This is a genomic window from Nostoc sp. (assembly GCF_036917275.1).
In the GTDB taxonomy this organism is placed as follows: domain Bacteria; phylum Cyanobacteriota; class Cyanobacteriia; order Cyanobacteriales; family Nostocaceae; genus Nostoc.
The window spans coordinates 1-17,455 of sequence record NZ_JBALDF010000071.1 but is presented as its reverse complement, the minus strand read 5'-3'; the positions used below and the strand labels follow the sequence as shown (position 1 = coordinate 17,455).

General features: G+C 41.3%; 12 protein-coding genes and 1 pseudogene. 8 read left to right on the top strand and 5 right to left on the bottom strand.

Annotated elements, in window-relative coordinates:
- Window positions 1-145 precede the first annotated feature (145 nt).
- From V7K35_RS28275 to V7K35_RS28245, 7 genes are all read left to right on the top strand, one after another.
- Window positions 146-1,528 (top strand): cytochrome P450, encoded by a 1,383-nt coding sequence (locus V7K35_RS28275; protein ID WP_335083631.1) that lies wholly within the window; start codon window positions 146-148, stop codon window positions 1,526-1,528.
- Between the two features lie 578 nt (window positions 1,529-2,106).
- Window positions 2,107-3,483, top strand: coding sequence for a cytochrome P450 (locus V7K35_RS28270; RefSeq protein ID WP_335083629.1), 1,377 nt, complete (start codon window positions 2,107-2,109; stop codon window positions 3,481-3,483).
- Between the two features lie 100 nt (window positions 3,484-3,583).
- Complete coding sequence (locus V7K35_RS28265) at window positions 3,584-4,342, top strand: LmeA family phospholipid-binding protein (protein WP_335083627.1); 759 nt, start codon at window positions 3,584-3,586, stop codon at window positions 4,340-4,342.
- A 105-nt stretch (window positions 4,343-4,447) separates the two neighbouring features.
- On the top strand, window positions 4,448-6,142 hold the full coding sequence (gene crtO, locus V7K35_RS28260) for a beta-carotene ketolase CrtO (protein WP_335083626.1): 1,695 nt from the start codon (window positions 4,448-4,450) through the stop codon (window positions 6,140-6,142).
- A 201-nt stretch (window positions 6,143-6,343) separates the two neighbouring features.
- Window positions 6,344-7,198: a sulfurtransferase gene (locus tag V7K35_RS28255; protein ID WP_335083624.1), complete on the top strand. Its 855-nt coding sequence runs from the start codon at window positions 6,344-6,346 to the stop codon at window positions 7,196-7,198.
- 278 nt (window positions 7,199-7,476) lie between these two features.
- The gene (locus tag V7K35_RS28250) at window positions 7,477-8,220 is read left to right on the top strand and encodes a tetratricopeptide repeat protein (protein WP_335083622.1); all 744 of its coding nucleotides are present in this window, start codon (window positions 7,477-7,479) and stop codon (window positions 8,218-8,220) included.
- Window positions 8,221-8,292: 72 nt separating this feature from the next.
- Window positions 8,293-9,261: an SDR family oxidoreductase gene (locus V7K35_RS28245; RefSeq protein ID WP_335083620.1), complete on the top strand. Its 969-nt coding sequence runs from the start codon at window positions 8,293-8,295 to the stop codon at window positions 9,259-9,261.
- A gap of 139 nt (window positions 9,262-9,400) precedes the next feature.
- Here the strand turns inward: V7K35_RS28245 and gcvP are convergent, their stop codons facing one another.
- The 3 genes from gcvP to gcvT all read right to left on the bottom strand — a co-directional run bounded on the left by gcvP (window position 9,401) and on the right by gcvT (window position 14,177).
- Window positions 9,401-12,346, bottom strand: a complete 2,946-nt coding sequence (gcvP, locus tag V7K35_RS28240; protein ID WP_335083618.1) for an aminomethyl-transferring glycine dehydrogenase — start codon at window positions 12,344-12,346, stop codon at window positions 9,401-9,403.
- A gap of 182 nt (window positions 12,347-12,528) precedes the next feature.
- Window positions 12,529-12,918, bottom strand: coding sequence for a glycine cleavage system protein GcvH (gcvH, locus tag V7K35_RS28235; protein ID WP_334795179.1), 390 nt, complete (start codon window positions 12,916-12,918; stop codon window positions 12,529-12,531).
- 122 nt (window positions 12,919-13,040) lie between these two features.
- Window positions 13,041-14,177, bottom strand: a complete 1,137-nt coding sequence (gene gcvT / locus V7K35_RS28230) for a glycine cleavage system aminomethyltransferase GcvT (RefSeq protein WP_335083617.1) — start codon at window positions 14,175-14,177, stop codon at window positions 13,041-13,043.
- Window positions 14,178-14,357: 180 nt separating this feature from the next.
- Between gcvT and V7K35_RS28225 the strand changes: the two genes are divergently transcribed.
- Window positions 14,358-14,852 (top strand): pentapeptide repeat-containing protein, encoded by a 495-nt coding sequence (locus V7K35_RS28225; protein WP_335083615.1) that lies wholly within the window; start codon window positions 14,358-14,360, stop codon window positions 14,850-14,852.
- Between the two features lie 427 nt (window positions 14,853-15,279).
- On the opposite strand, the gene V7K35_RS28220 is transcribed toward V7K35_RS28225, so the two are convergent.
- Together V7K35_RS28220 and V7K35_RS28215 are read right to left on the bottom strand one after the other, a co-directional pair.
- A complete protein-coding gene (locus V7K35_RS28220; protein ID WP_335083613.1) occupies window positions 15,280-17,172 on the bottom strand; it encodes a tetratricopeptide repeat protein in 1,893 nt (630 codons plus the stop codon).
- Between the two features lie 92 nt (window positions 17,173-17,264).
- Window positions 17,265-17,455: pseudogene (locus V7K35_RS28215) on the bottom strand (hypothetical protein); the annotation flags it as partial.

Below are 17,455 nucleotides of genomic sequence, written 5' to 3'. Positions count from 1 at the left end.
TTGAATTTAACAAAAATTTTACATCTTTGAGGTTGTAACAGTTTATTGGTTTTTTGCAACGTTAGAATAAGTAATTTAAATGGTCACGCAATCAAAATTTCAGTTAGTTTAAGTAGCAGAAAAATATTAAGTAGCAAAAAAATTTATGAAATTACCAAATGGGCCGCAAATCCCACGCGTTGCACAGATGGTGCGCTGGATTGCTAATCCGATGTCATTTATGGAGGCTTGTGCCAAAAGTTATGGCGATATTTTTACTATCAGGTTAGACAAAAATCTTCCTCCTTTGGTGATGGTCAGCAACCCTCAAGCGTTACAGCAAATTTTGACAAATGATACCAAGGAATTAGAAGCCCCTGGTGATTTGAATCAGGTGTTTGAATCTTTGGTGGGCAAGCATTCTGTAATTACTCTCAGCGGCGCAGAACACCAGCGCCAACGCCAGTTGTTAATGCCTCCCTTTCACGGCGAAAGAATGCGAAACTATAGCCAGGTGATTACCGATGTCACCCAGAAAGTTATCAGCCAATACCAGATAGGCAAACCCTTCAATATTCGGTCTGCTACTCAAGCCATTACCCTGCGGGTGATTATGCAAGCTGTGTTTGGGCTACATGAAGGGACTCGCGCCGAAAAACTACAGCAATTTTTGGGTGAGCTTTTAGAAAAGGCTAGTTCTCGGTTACTTGTGGCTTTGCTTTATTTCCCCGCTTTGCAAAGGGATTTTGGTCCGATTAACTTCTGGGGAAAACATATCCGCCGTCAGCAGGAAGCTGACCAACTCATGTATGAGGAAATTCGGGAACGTCGAGAACAACCAGATTCATCACGCACAGATATTCTCAGCTTACTCATGGCTGCTAGAGATGAAGCAGGTCAACCCATGACTGAGCAAGAGTTGCGCGATGAATTAATGACTCTGTTGGCTGCCGGTCATGAAACTACAGCTACAGCCCTAGCATGGGCATTATACTGGATTTACAAACTACCATCAGTGCGCCAAAAGCTACTGCAAGAATTAGATAGCTTGGGCGATGACCCAGATCCCAGCATCATTTTCAAGTTACCCTATCTCAACGCTGTTTGCTCCGAGACATTACGCATTTACCCAGTAGGTATGCTTACCTTTCCTAGAGTAGTAAAAACACCCCTATCGTTGGGTGGTTACGAACTAGAACCGGGTACAGTCCTACTTGGTTCCATTTATTTGACCCACCAGCGGGAAGATATTTACCCAGAACCTAAGCAGTTTAAGCCAGAACGCTTTTTAGAACGACAATTTTCTGCCTATGAATATTTGCCCTTTGGCGGTGGTGCAAGACGTTGTATTGGTCTAGCATTTGCCCAGTTGGAAATGAAGCTAGCACTTGCCAAAATCCTTTCCAGCCTTGAATTAGAATTAGTTGACAATGGGGAAGTGCGACCTAAACGCCGTGGTTTGGTGACAGGCCCAGATCGTCCTATCCAGATGGTTATCAAAAGTCAACGTCAGGTGAAGTCTTCCATCCTACAGACAACTACTGTTTAATACTGCGGTGGTTTATGGTTGCATTCAGCAAATTTTCAACTCCCATCTATATTAGGACTTACGCACACTCTACGAATTCTCCGCGCTCTTGGCGTCTTGGCGGTTCGATAAATTAAGCTTTTTGGCAATTTTTGCGTAATTCCTATATATATAGGACTTACGCACACTCTACGAATTCTCGGCGCTCTTGGCGTCTTGGCGGTTCGATAAATTAAGCTTTTTAGCAATTTTTGCGTAAGTCCTAATATATTTAGATAGATTTTCAATACTTCTATATAATCCCCCATAGTCTTTTTTTAAGGAGGTCTATAGGGGTATTTTAATTTACAGCTATTTTCAGGTAAATAGACCACGCGGTAGGGGCACAGCATTGCTGTGCCCCTACGATAGATGTGGTTCAAATACTTGAATTCTGCTGTAATATATTACAACGTTTATAAAAAAATGAATTATAAAACTGGTATTGTACACTAAAAAGTGTAATTTAAGTGGGTATATACCCAAAATATTTTTAATAAGTTTTTTTCTGTAAATGCTTCTAAAGATTCAAAAAAAATATTAAAAGGATCGAATAAAGAATGAAAGTACTTGAGAATATACGTACACCAGCGTTGCTACAAACTCTGCAATTAATTGCTCAACCCACAAAAACTTTAGAAAATTATGCTACCAAGTATGGTGATATTTTCACTGTGCGAGTAATGGGTTTAAAGTCGCCACCAATAGTCTTTTTTAGCCATCCCCAAGCAATTAGTGATTGTTTTGCCATACCTGCACACAAGTTAGATTTTAAGAAAGCAACCCATGTATTTAAACCTTTGTTTGGAGAGAATTCGCTAGTATTTCAAGAAGGGCGATCGCATCAAGAGCAGCGGCAGTTATTACTACCAGCATTTCATGGCGATAATTTAAAGTCTTATGGACAAGCAATTTGTCAAATTACTGAAGAAGTTACACAAAATTGGACATTAGGTACAAATATTTATATACACAACTTAATGTCAAATATCACTTTAGAAATTATCTTACAGGTGGTATTTGGTATTACTTACGGTGCGCGTTACCAACAATTAAAAGAAAAATTGAGTTCTTTGTTAGAAGACGTAACCAAACCTTGGTATTCCAGCTTATTTTTCTTTCCTTTGCTGCAACAAGATTTAGGTGCGTGGAGTCCTTGGGGAATTTTCCTAAAAAGACGAGAGGAAATTGACAAACTCATTTATGCAGAAATTTCTGAAAGACGTTTCCAAAATGATGCTGCGCGTACAGATATTCTCAGCCTGCTGATGTCAGCGCGTGACGTAAATGGAGAACAGATGACAGATAAGGAATTACGCGATCAACTAGTTTCATTATTGCTGTTGGGTTACGAAACTACATCTGGCGTATTAGCCTGGCTATTTCATTTAATTCACTCTCACCCAAAGGTTGAGCATCAGTTAATGCAAGAACTAAACACTTTGGATGATCTCACAAATCCAGAAGCAATTACACAATTACCTTATCTCACTGCTGTCTGTCAAGAAACACTGCGAATTCATCCAATTGCTTTAATTTGCACACCGCGAATGGTACAAGATAAAGTGGAAATTATGGGGCATAATTTTACATCAGAAACAGTTTTAGTTCCTTGTATTTATTTAGCCCATCGCCGAACCGAGACTTACCCAGAAGCAGAACAGTTCCGCCCAGAAAGATTTCTCAACCAAAAATTTTCCCCTTATGAATATTTACCCTTTGGCGGCGGTTATCGCGGTTGCATTGGTGGCGCATTTTCTATGTATGAATTAAAATTAGTAACAGCCATAATATTATCGCATTTTCAACTAACCCTTACTGATAAACGTCCAGTGCATCCAGTCCGTCGTGGCATTACCATTGTCCCTAGCGGCGGTGTAAAAATGGTTGTTACCAAAAAGGCAAAAGTTAAAAAACAAACAAGACTTTTTACTTGATACTCAATCCTCAGACTTAGATATACCGCAATGTAGATTCGCTCTTTAGTATCTAGCCTTTACAGTAAGTAGTAAGAAGATATTTAGGAGATACTAACTCATGCAAGACGAACATAACTTTGAAGAAAAAGTTCTATCTCAGAGCGCTGAAATGATGGTATCCCAAGCGTTAGATGAAGTAGAAAAAATAGACATAAATGTAGAAACTGATTTATTCAAAATAGTTCAGGGACAAGCGGATGGAGTTTCGTTTGCTGCTAAAGGATTAGTGATTAAAGAAGACATTCGCATACAGGAAATAAAACTGCAAACAGATAGCATTGACATCAATCCATTAACTGCTCTTTTTGGTAAAATAGAACTCAATGAGGCTGTAAATGCCATAGCTCGGATTGTCCTCACAGAAGTGGATATGAACCGCACTTTGGCATCAGACTATGTTAGCAGCCAGATGCAAAACTTTGATTTTGATGTAGATGGCGAGATTGTGAGTTTTAAGCCGCAAAAAATTCAAGTATTTTTACCTGGTGAAGGCAAAATTGAATGTAGAGGAAGATTGCTGTTAAAGGAAAAGGGAAATACTCGTCCTTTAGCTTACACTGCGGTGCTTCGCCCACGGACTAATTCACAACCCGCGATGCTGGAGAGTTTTAACTGCACTGAGGGAGGCGGGATTTCAGTAGAAGTAGTTACAGCATTAATGCAGAAAGCCAAAGAACTGATGAATCTACCATCTTTGAAATGGGAAGATATGGCGTTCAAGATTAAAGATGTAAAAGTAGAAAAGGGTAGTTTGACACTTTTGGTAGAAACTCAAGTGAAGCAAATACCATCATCAATAACTGAACTATCTCTTTAGTAGTATTGACACTAGTTAAGGATAATTTTTGTAACTAGCGAATGATGTAAATTTTTGAAAACTTTAATAAGCTTTTAAAAGCTACTTAATTTAAAAGTGATAACTATGCAAGAGTATGATGTTGTGCTAATCGGTGCTGGGCACAATGGTCTAGTTTGTGCAGCTTATTTGCTGAAAGCTGGTTATAGCGTCCTGTTACTAGAAAAGCGTTCTGTTATCGGTGGTGCAGCAACAACTGAAGAATGTTTACCTCAAGAGGCTCCTGGATTTAAATTTAACTTATGTGCTATTGACCATGAATTTATTCACTTAGGGCCAGTTGTTGAGGAATTAGAACTAGAAAAATATGGCTTGCATTATTTGGAGTGCGATCCGGTTGTTTTCTGTCCTCATCCTGATGGCAAGTATTTCTTAGCACATAAGTCACTGGAAAAGACTTGTGCAGAAATCGCCCGTTACAGTGAACGTGATGCTAAAAAATACGCAGAATTTGTAGACTTTTGGCAGCGAGCGCTAGGTGCAATGATTCCCATGTTTAATGCACCGCCAAAGTCAGTTATAGATATCCTTGGTAACTACGACATCACCAAACTGAAAGATTTATTTTCTGTCATTGGTTCCCCTAACAAAACGCTGGACTTTATTCGCACAATGTTGAACAGCGCTGAGGATTTACTTAATGAGTGGTTTGATGAGGAATTTCTGAAAGCGCCACTAGCCAGACTAGCAGCAGAACTTGGTGCGCCACCATCGCAAAAAACCCTTGCCATTGGTGCAATCATGATGGCAATGCGTCACAATCCCGGAATGGCAAGACCACGCGGCGGAACTGGCGCACTTGTGCAAGCTTTAGTGAATTTAGTCACAAGTAAAGGTGGAGTTATTCTCACAGATCAGCATGTTGAAAAAGTTTTAATTGATGATGGAAAAGCTGTGGGTGTGCGGGTTGCTGGTGGTAAAGAATATCGCGCTAAACACGGGGTTATTTCTAATATTGATGCCAAGCGGTTATTTTTGCAAATGACTGATAAAAGCGAAGTTGATGGAGCCGACCCAAATTTATGGGAAAGATTAGAACGCCGCATCGTTAACAATAACGAAACCATCCTCAAGATAGATTTGGCTTTAGACGAACCACTGCGCTTTCCATACCACGCCCACAAAGACGAATATCTCGTTGGTTCCATCTTGATTGCAGATTCTGTGGCTCATGTAGAACAGGCTCATAGCAAATGTACCTTGGGAGAGATTCCTGATGCTGACCCATCAATGTATTTGGTGATGCCTAGCTATTTAGACCCCACATTAGCACCACCAGGTAAGCACACTGCATGGATTGAGTTTTTTGCCCCTTATCAAATTGCGGGTGCAGAAGGCACTGGTTTGAAAGGTACAGGTTGGACAGATGAATTGAAAAACAAAGTTGCAGATAAGGTGATTGATAAATTGGCAGACTATGCACCTAATGTCAAGGATGCAACTATCGCCCGTCGTGTAGAAAGTCCAGCAGAATTAGGAGAAAGATTAGGTGCGTACAAAGGGAATTATTATCATGTTGACATGACTCTAGATCAGATGATATTTTTCCGTCCCTTGCCAGAAATAGCGAACTACAAAACACCAATTGATAATCTATTTTTGACTGGTGCAGGAACTCATCCAGGCGGTTCGATTTCGGGAATGCCAGGACGCAATTGTGCCCGCGCATTTTTGCAGGCAAAACATCCTATTAGCCAAACTTTGAAGGATGCACGCGAATCGATTAAGTCAACTGTTGAGTCAGTGTTTGGGATTAGTTAGGCATTACAAAGACAGAGTATATTATCAGCAAAACATACAATAGACTTCTTGCCCCTAACACCCTACCCCCAACCCTCCCTGCTTGCGGGTAGAGTGTTAGGGACTTTTGCAAGAGGTCTATTATTTTGTGATTTGCATTTCAAAACGCAAATCTACCAAGTGCGATAATGCTTAATGGTACGACAACAGAAGCATGAAAGCGTGAATACAAAACTCCTCATTTCTCCTCAAGAACTCACGTCTCTGTTAGCAGAAAAATCATCACAAGCTGTCATTATCGATACGCGAAGTCAAGAAGATTATGGTATTTCTCATATTCCTGAATCCATAAATATAAGAGATTTTTTTACTTATCTTTTAGAGAATTCTTACCCCGCAGGATTAAAGAAATTACAAGAGTATTTTGCAGAAATTATGAGCAGGGTAGGAATATCTGGTGCAGAACGGTTAATTGTTTATGAAGATACTTTAGATAAAGGTTATGGTCAATCTTGTCGAGCAGCTTTTTTACTCAAATATTTGGGTTGCGCTCAGGTATCTATCTTACACGGAGGATATAAAGCATGGCAGACAGGGGGATTACCTACTACCGATGAAGTCCCTAAACGTGAAAGCAGCATATTTAGATTGCATCTCAACGCTGACATGATGGTTACTACCACCGAGATGTTGCAAGCAATTGACAATTCAGCAATTATAAAATTAGATGTGCGCCATCGCAACGAATGGCTTGGGCTGAGTTCTTCTCCCTACACTGCTGATTTTTGTCCTCGCAAAGGTAGAATCCCTAATGCTGTATGGATAGAATGGCATCGGATGATGACATCTGAATCGGAAATTTCCATGTTCCGCTCAAAAACGGAAATCTTAGAAATTTGTCAATCTGTGGGTATTACTAAAGATTCTATTGTGTACGTTTACTGTTTTAAAGGTTCTAGGGCGGCGAATACTCTGATTGCTCTGCAATTAGCAGGAATTTCTGCCAGGAATTATTTTGGATCTTGGAATGAATGGTCTCGCGACTTTTCGTTACCCGTTGATAGCAGAGTAATGTGAAGAAGGCAGTTCTTGCTACGACAGGCACGCCTACGCTACCTGTATTGTAACACAAATAATCATTTTTTGAGTGAGATAAGCTATAAAATTGCTTTATGTGTATTTAATATGATAATTTAACATCCAGTTTATTTTTATAAGCTTCTATACATTGCCAAAAAAGTTATTTCTCAAAATATATATAAGTAAGTAAATTAATGGGTCAAAACTAGTGTATTTTAATAATACTCAAAAAAAACAACTTTTAAGATCATCTTTATCAGTTTTGTAGGTACAGCATGGTTTTTCGGCGCTGCTTCGTTGCATCTGGCTTAATAGTTTTCTTTACATTTGGCTGTAGTGGTGGGGCAAACTCATCAACAGAAAATACTACACAAGTTGTGCAAGAAAGTAATGTAACCCAACTTTTGATAGAAGCGAAGGCTACGCAAAAAGCAGAAGATTTCTTTCATCAAGGCAATCATTTATTAGATGGACAACGTTACGAAGATGCAATAAAAGCATACGATGAAGCGATCGCCATCAAAGTTGACAGTCCTGAAGCTTGGATTAACCGTGGCATAGCTTTAACATCGCTGGAACGCTACAAAGATGCTCTTGCATCTTACGATAGAGCGATCGCCATCAAACCCGACAAATATGAAGCTTGGTATAATCGTGGCATAGCCTTAACATCGTTGCAACGCTACAAAGACGCTCTTGCATCTTACGACAAAGCGATCGCCATTAAACCCGACAAATCTGAAGCCTTAATTAACCGAGGCATCGCTCTGACAAAGTTGCACCGCTACCAAGATGCTATTGTATCTTATGATAGAGCGATCGCTATCAAGCCAGATTTGCACCAAGTATATTACAACAAAGCTTGCTCTTATGCTTTAGAAAGTAATTTAGAATTAGCAATTGAGAATTTAGATAAAGCAATCAAGCTTGTTCCTGATAAATACAAAAACTTAGCAAAGACTGACCCAGACTTTAGCAAAGTGCGTAGTGAAAAGCAGTTTCAGAAATTACTTCAATAGTTTATTTTAATTATTTTGTAAAACACAATCAAAGCGGTCTTTTAAACCGAATTAATTTTTTAAAAATAAAATATGAAAAAATTGCTAATCACCGGAGCAAGTGGCTTTTTGGGATGGCATCTTTGCCAGCTTACAAAACAAGAATGGGAAGTTTATGCTACTTATTTTTCCCATTATCTAGATATCCCTGATATCAAAATGTTGAAAGTGAACTTAACAGATTTTCAGGAATTGCAGCGCATATTTAGTGATATTAAACCAACAGCAGTTATTCATACTGCTGCACATTCGCAACCAAATTTTTGTCAAACCCATCCCGAAGAATCGCACGCAATTAATGTTATAGCATCCGGCAATATTGCCGGGCTTTGTGCGGATAATTCTATACCTTGTGCTTTCACCTCAAGTGACTTAGTTTTTGATGGCTTAAATGCCCCCTATCGAGAAACAGACCCCGTGTGTCCTGTCAATCTTTATGGTGAGCAAAAAGCTATAGCTGAAGTAAGTATGCTAGAGCGATATCCCATGACCGCAGTGTGTAGAATGCCGTTGATGTTTGGCACAGCAACACCCATAGCTAAAAGCTTTATTCAGCCATTTATTCAAACTTTACAAGCCGAAGAAGAACTAAGTTTATTTATTGATGAATTTCGCACACCAGTAAGTGGAAAAACTGCCGCTAAAGGACTTTTATTAGCATTGGAAAAAGTTAACGGCATCATTCACTTAGGCGGCAAAGAACGAATTTCTCGCTATGATTTTGGGCGGTTATTAGTTGAAGTATTTCAACTTCCCGCTACCAAGCTCAAATCCTGCCGACAACAAGATGTGAAAATGGCAGCACCTAGACCAGCAGATGTTTCTTTAGATAGTTCCAAAGCTTTTGGATTGGGGTATCAACCTTTATCTTTACGAAAAGAATTGGAGGAGTTAATCAATAGACCTCTTGCAAAAATCCTTGAATCACCCCTCCCCAACCCTCCCCTTCATAAGGGGAGGGGGCAAGATTTAAAGTTTCCCCCCTTTATAAGGGGGGATTAAGGGGGGTCTATTCGACTTATGCAAGAGGTCTAATAGTCAATAATCAGCCTGAAAAGATAAGAAGGAACTATAAAAAAATCCCCCCAACTTTCTAAAAACGAGAGTTGGGGGGAGCAAGTTTTAACTAAACTGTATAGCTTTATGAGGAATAAGCATCCATTGGCAGACAAGAACAAACAAAATTCCTATCGCCAAAGGCTGAATCAATGCGACCGACAGCCGGCCAAAACTTATGTTCACGAGTCCAAGGCGCAGGGTAAGCAGCTTGTTCACGAGAATAGGAATGATGCCATTCTCCGGTGATGAGGCTTTCGGCAGTGTGCGGTGCATTCTTCAAAACATTATCTTGGATATCCACCCTACCTAATTCAATCTCAGCGATTTCTTGGCGAATAGAAATCAACGCATCACAGAAACGATCCAACTCTTGTTTAGATTCACTTTCTGTAGGTTCCACCATGATTGTACCCCCAACAGGCCAGGAGACAGTCGGCGCATGGAAACCATAATCCATTAGACGCTTGGCTACATCATCGATTTCGATCGCAGCCGATTTTTTGAGCGATCGCAAATCTAAAATACATTCATGGGCAACTAGACCATTTTTCCCTTGATACAAAACTGGATAGTACGATTCCAGTCTCTTGGCGATGTAGTTAGCACTGAGAATCGCCACTTTAGTTGCTTCGGTTAAACCAGCTGCACCCATCATAGCGATGTACATCCAAGAAATCACCAAGATACTAGCACTACCCCAAGGCGCAGCCGCCACAGCACCAATATGCTGGGTACTGGAAATTTCCTCTTTCCTAATCCCCAGTCCCCAGTCCCCAGTCCCTACCACAGCGTGTCCAGGGAGAAAGGGCACAAGATGAGAGGCTACCCCAATGGGTCCCATACCAGGCCCACCGCCACCATGAGGAATACAGAAGGTTTTGTGCAAGTTTAAATGGCAGACATCCGCACCAATATCTCCAGGACGACAAATTCCCACTTGGGCGTTCATATTTGCCCCATCCATGTAAACTTGTCCACCGTGGGTATGGACAACAGCGCAGATTTCCTGAATTGGCTCCTCAAAAACACCATGAGTTGAGGGATATGTCACCATTAAGGCGGCTAGTTCATTGCTGTATTTTTCTGCCTTAGCCTTCAGGTCATCAACGTTAATATTACCTTGTGAGTCACAGGCAACTGCCACTACTTTCATCCCGCACATTACCGCACTCGCTGGATTTGTCCCGTGTGCCGAAGTAGGAATCAAACAAACGTTGCGGTGTCCTTCTCCACGGCTTTGGTGATATTGGCGAATCACTAAAAGTCCGGCGTATTCGCCCTGAGAACCAGCATTTGGTTGCAGAGAAATTCCCGCAAAACCAGTAATTTCAGCTAACCATGCCTCAAGTTGCTTAAACAGGATTTGATAACCCTGCGTTTGCGACGCCGGGGCAAATGGATGAATCTTGCCAAATTCCTCCCAACTTACCGGAATCATCTCAGCTGTCGCATTCAACTTCATTGTGCATGACCCCAAAGGAATCATTGATGTTGTTAGCGACAAGTCCTTGCTTTCTAGCTTATGCAGATAGCGCAATAATTCAGTTTCTGAGTGATAGCGGTTAAAAACTGGGTGGGTGAGATATGTACTTGTACGGGAGAGGGAGAGATGGGGAAGAGAGGGAGAAGTTAATTCTTCTAAGGTAAAAGGTAAATCATCTGTACCAGCGAAAATCTGCCAAAGGTCGATTAAGTCTTCTGGTGTAGTTGTTTCATCCAGGGAAATACCAACAGCAGTTGCATCAAAAATCCGCAGGTTAATTTGAAGCTGTTCGCTAGCTGCCAGAATATCTTTTAAATTGTGTGTTCCCAGTTCTACTCGCAGCGTATCAAAGAAAGATTCTGAAACGACGTTGTAACCTAAACGTTTCAATCCTTGTGCCAGTAACACCGTCAAGGAGTGGATATTTTCAGCAATTTCCTTCAGTCCAGCAGGCCCATGATAGACGGCGTACATACTCGCCATTACTGCCAGCAGTACCTGTGCTGTACAGATATTACTAGTAGCTTTTTCGCGGCGGATATGTTGTTCGCGGGTTTGCAAGGCTAGACGTAATGCAGGCTTACCTTGAGCATCTTTTGATACTCCCACAATTCGACCTGGAACCAACCGCTTATACTCTTCCTTTGTAGCAAAGTATGCCGCATGAGGCCCCCCAAACCCCAACGGAATACCGAAGCGCTGGGTACTACCGACAGCAATATCAGCGCCAAATTCCCCAGGAGGGGTGAGCAAAGTTAGACTTAAAGGATCTGCTGCTACCGTCACCAATGCACCCTTAGCATGGGCTTTTTCTATAAAAGCGCGGTAGTCGTAAATAGTGCCATCACTTGCAGGATATTGCAGAACAGCCCCAAAAATTGGTTGATCAAAATCAAAGGTTTGATGATCGCCAACAATGATCTTAATTCCTAATGGTTGAGCACGTGTTTGTAACACGTCGATAGTTTGAGGATGGCACTCACCAGAGACAAAATAGGCATTTGCCTGATTTTTGGAGACACCATAGCTTAGGTTCATCGCTTCAGCTGCGGCTGTAGCTTCATCAAGTAACGAAGCATTGGCGATTTCCAAACCTGTTAAGTCGATAATTAGGGTTTGGAAATTTAGCAGTGCTTGAAGTCGCCCTTGGGCAATTTCTGGCTGATAAGGAGTGTAGGCAGTATACCAACCGGGATTTTCTAGGATATTGCGCCCAATCACAGGTGGGGTAATACTGTCGTAATATCCCATACCGATGTATGAGCGGAAAACCTGATTTTTGGCAGCAACTTTTTTTAACGATGCCAGTGCAGCGTACTCACTTTCTGGTTCTGGTAACTTTAGCGATCGCTTCAGCCGGATTGCCTGTGGAACTGTTTGGTTGATTAGCGCATCCAGGCTGGGAAACCCCAAAACCTTAAGCATTTGCTCGATGTCATCAGAGTTAGGGCCAATGTGTCTTGGCACAAAACTACTTAACTTTTGACTTTTTTCGTCCAGCACTTGCTGCTGATTAGACTTGAGAATAGGGGCGTTTAATACCACAAATTACTCTCCAGATATTACTATTTAATATTTTGCAATAAATACTCATTAGAAGTAATTATAACTTTTTACTTTATCTAAATTTCATGACTTATCTGCCGGTGGAGTGAGAAGAGGCTCTTGAGTAGAGGAGTAGGGGAGCAGAGGGTAAGTTGCTGCAAGTCTTTCCCTCTGCCTCTTTCCTACTCTCCTTCCACCAGAGCGCGATACTCATCCGCTGTCAAGGCATCCTCAACATCACCAGAATCATTGATACGCACTTTCAAAAACCACCCTTCCCCGTAGGGATCTTCTGACACTTCTTCGGGAGAATTAATTAAGGCTTCATTGCGTTCTATAACTGTGCCTGTGACGGGTGAATTTAGTTCTTCAACGGCTTTCACAGATTCAATTGTGCCAAAGTTTTCTCCTCTGGTAAGAGCGTCGCCAATTTCTGGCAGTTCCAAAAAGACGATATCACCCAATTCATGTACAGCAAACTCGGTAATGCCAACGGTGGCAATTTCACCATCTAGTCGCACGTATTCATGAGAATCCAGGTATCTGAAATCTTGAGGATATTCAAAAGACATATCACTTCCTCTCCCTTATCAAATAAATTATTGCCCCAATCATCCAAGCCATATCTGGTAATGAACCTGACTGTAAATTGAGTAACTCACAACACATTATTCCTCAAAAACCTCGGCACTTATCAGTTGGTAACACGATTTTTTGACCGATAAAAGGGACGTTTAACTACAACTGCTGGATAAGCTTTGCCGCGAATTTCGACTTCTAGCTGCTGATTGACAGTTGCTAACTGGGTGGAAACGTAGGCTAATGCAACGGGATAACCAAGTGTAAGTGACAGAGTGCCACTGGTAACTTCTCCCACAACTTTGCCTGCGGATAACACTTGATAACCGTGACGGGCAATGTTGCGTCCTTGGGTTTGCAAACCCACCAATCGGCGATGCACTCCAGTAGCTTTTTGCTGTTCCAAAACTTCCCGACCAATAAATTCGCCTTTGGTATCTAAGTGAACTAGCCACCCCAAACCTGCTTCTAAGGGTGTGGTGGTCTCATCAATATCTTGTCCGTAAAGTGCCATCGCCGCTTCTACCCGCAGGGTGTCTCTCGCACCAAGTCCACAGGGGATAACACCAGCATTATGGAGATTTCGCCACAATTCTATCCCCACATCTGGGTCTACCATCACCTCAAAGCCGTCTTCTCCGGTGTAACCTGTGCGGGCTAAGAAGGCAGGTTTCCCTAGTAGGGTTGCTTCTAAATGTCCGAAGGCTTTGACTGGTTGTAAGTCTTCTTGCACTAAGGGTTGAAGATATTTAATCGCTTCTGGCCCTTGCACAGCGATTAAGGCTTTTTCTGGTGAAAGGTCTTGGAATTGTACTTTATCCAAGTCAAGGTGTTGCAATAGCCATGCTTTATCTTTACTCGATGTTGCCGCATTGACGATGATCAATGCCTTCTCTATGCCACTGGTGTCTTCACCTTGGTAATAAACAATGATATCGTCAATAATTCCCGCTTGGAGATTTAACAATACGGTGTATTGAGCTTGACCAGCTTGTAAACGACTCAAGTCTGAAGGCACTAGAGACTGGAGTTGAGAAATCAGGTTTTTACCTTGGAGGGTAAATTTGCCCATGTGGGAAATATCGAACATTCCGGCTGTATTTCTTACAGCATCGTGTTCGCGGCTAATGCCACTAAATTGCACAGGCATTTCCCAGCCACCAAAGCTGGTAAGGCGGGCTTTGAGTTCTACACCCAGTTGATATAAAGGGGTTCGCGCCAGAGATTGGGCATTTTCTTCTTGATTAGCCACAGGTAATTATTATGCGATCGCACCTCAACATCTATCATCCTAAGAGATGCTTTCTAGGTTTTACAGTATTGTGTATTGAACTCGAGCATTGGGCATGGTTATTTTCCTTGTCCCCCTTGTCCCCTTCTGTGAGGTTTAATAGTTAATGGTGAAAGTGTTGAGATTTATTAAGAAGACATTATGAAATATTGGCAACTGTTAGCTAGCTTTGTCTTAGCTATGGTTCTTTTTTTGTTTCCCCTATCGGCGCAAGCTGCAAGTTCTTCCAGTATTACCCGTTCTGTGGCTAATGATCTTAAAGGCAAGGATTACTCTGGTCAAAGTTTAGTTGGCACTGAGTTTACCAATCTCAAATTAGAGAATGCTAATTTTAGCAATGCTGACTTACGTGGTGGCGTGTTTAACGGTACTCTATTGGAAGGAGTAAATCTGCGTGGTGCAGATTTTAGTGAAGGTATAGCCTATCTAACAAGGTTTAAGGACGCTGATTTAAGTGATGCTGTGTTGACCGATGCAATGATGCTGCGTTCTACTTTTGATAGCGTGGATATCACAGGTGCTGATTTTACGAATGCGATTTTAGATGGAACGCAAGTGAAAAAACTTTGTGTTAAGGCAAGTGGTGTTAATTCTAAAACTGGTGTAGATACTCGTAAGTCTTTAGGATGTAAGTAAACTTTCACCGAATTTATGATGTTTAAATTTTGGATAATGAAATTGTTGGCGGAGCCTCTGGTAGAGAAGATTCTCGCATTCAATTATTTAATGCATGTTTGAGACTTGCGAGTTTAAACGTGAAAATAATTCTATTTTTCCATTATCCAAACATTTTTTGACAAGCAAGTGACTTCAGGGATGAGTTAATCTCAATACGCTTGGGTTAAGGCTTAACCCAAGCGTATTAGCTTTTGAAGGTATAGCAATTATCGTTTACGTGAGGTACACCCGTAGGGGCACGGCATTGCCGTGCCCCTACACCTCGTGATGTAACGTTGTACTGCATCTGGATGGGAACCGCTATAGACGTTGAGCTTCTGAACCTCAAGTTTCAAGTTTGAAATTCAAAACGGTTATCCTATCGCCTCCTTTCACTACGCGATCGCTAATGATATGCTTCTCTTAAAAAGCTTGCATAATTTGCCCGAATCGTCATAGTCGTAGAATGACTCACACTTAAAGTTTGTTCACAAATTTTCAAAGCTTGCTCAAATAAAGGTTGGGCTTTCTTGTAGCGTCTTGTATGACAGTAGAGTGATGCTAGATTGTTCAGGCTAATGGCAACATCGGGATGAGCTTCTCCTAGCAGACGTTTACTCAGTTCTAAAGCTTGCTGATACAAAGGTTCGGCTTTGCTGTAGCGTTCTGTAGATTCGTAAAGTTGCGCTAAATTATTCAGGCTAGTGGTGACATCAAGATGGTTGTCTCCCAGCAGGCGTTTTCTCATTTCTAAAGCTTTCTTGAGCAAGGGTTCGGCTTTACTGTAACGTCCTGTATAACAGTACAAAGCTGCTAAATTGTTCAGGGTAGTGGCGACATGGGGATGTTCTTCTCCAACTAGGTGTTTCCACAGTTTCAAAGCTTGCTGATACAAAGGTTCAGCTTCGCTATAGCGTCCTGTAGATTCGTAGAGTAATGCTAAATAGCTCAGGGTAGTGGCGACATGGCGATGTTCCTCTCCCAGCAGGCGTTTCTGGAGTTCTAAAGCTTGTTTATAGAGCGGTTCGGCTTCGCTGTAACGTCCTCTAGAATCGTAAAGTTGTGCTAAATTATTCAAGCTAGTGGCGACATCGAGATGGTTGTCTCCTAGCAGGCGTTTCTGGAGTTCTAAAGCTTGTTTATAGAGCGGTTCGGCTTCGCTGTAACGTCCTGTAGATTCGTAGAGTCCTGCGAGATTGCTTAGGTTAGTCGCTACATCAGTATGTTCTAAACCAAGACGATTTCGAGTCAAGTCTACACACTGCTGCAACCAAAGTTCTGCTTGCTGATAAAGTCCTTGAGCTTGATAAAACCAGGCTAATTTGGTAAATAAAGTGATTAGATTTTCATCACTGAGATACTGTGATAGGTGGATTGCAACTTCTAAAATGTGCGGGATATGTGGAGTAAGGTTGAGAATATCTTCAGGATTAGGCTGTTGCGGAATTAGCTTTGCTACCTCTAGCATCATCACTGCAAATTTAGTTTTTGCTTCATCCGCCTCACCTGATTTATCCAACTTCATTTGAAAAAGTTGCCGAATCAGTGGATTTAGACGATAAATTCCTTTACTTTCCTGTTCTAGCAAATGCAATTCTAGTAAATCGGCTATGGCTTTTTCATTGAGTCGTTGTTTTTTGTCATCTCCTACCGTCTCAACAGATAAGGGAATAGCAGCTAAGGCACACAAACTTAGCAAACAGCCAAAGCTTTGTGCATTCTCATCCAATTCTTCCCAACTCAATTCAAAAACTTCAGCTACACCGTATTCATAATGCATCAATGAGTTAGCATTGACCACTGATTCATGTTCCACTCGTTTCTTCTCTAACCGCTTCAGCACTGTTTCTAGAGACAAATCTAGCATTTTATTCAGATATCGCCCCACTAACTCTAACGCTAAGGGCAAATATCTCAAAAATTTACAAATTCTTCTCGCAATCCAAGCTTCTTGTTGCAGTCGTTCCCGAACCACCAGCGATTTTAATAATTTCATCGCCGCCAATGGTTTAAGGACATCCAATTCGCTATTATATTTTGCTCTCAGGTAAGCTTGTAACTTTTCTAATTTGTTCTGACTGTTGAGAGTCGCTAACTCACGATAATTCTGGGCAAACTTGTCATATACCTCACCCATCCATTTTCTGAAAGCAGCAATATCAACGTTTAATTCGCTGGCAAGTTTAGCTTCACTTTTACCTAAGTTTTCAGTCTTAAAATCCTTCGCAAAAGCTGCCGTTTGTTCTGGAGATAAACCATTAATAGCAGCTTCTTTAGCTAGAAAATTAGCCCATTGCATAAATAGTTTGTTAAATATATTTTTGATTCTACTTTGTCTCCATTTGGAAATGTCCTCTCTTTGGAGTAAAAATTCGATTTGCATGGGAACATTTAAAAGCAGTGGCTTGCAGTTAGGCATTGCCAGTTAAGCTTTAAAGGTTGAGGATTAAGCCTTAAAGGTTGAGGATTAAGCCTTAAAGGTTGAACATTAAGCCTTAAAGGTTGAACATTAAGCCTTAAAGGTTGAACATTAAGCCTTAAAGGTTGAACATTAAGCCTTAAAGGTTGAACATTAAGCCTTA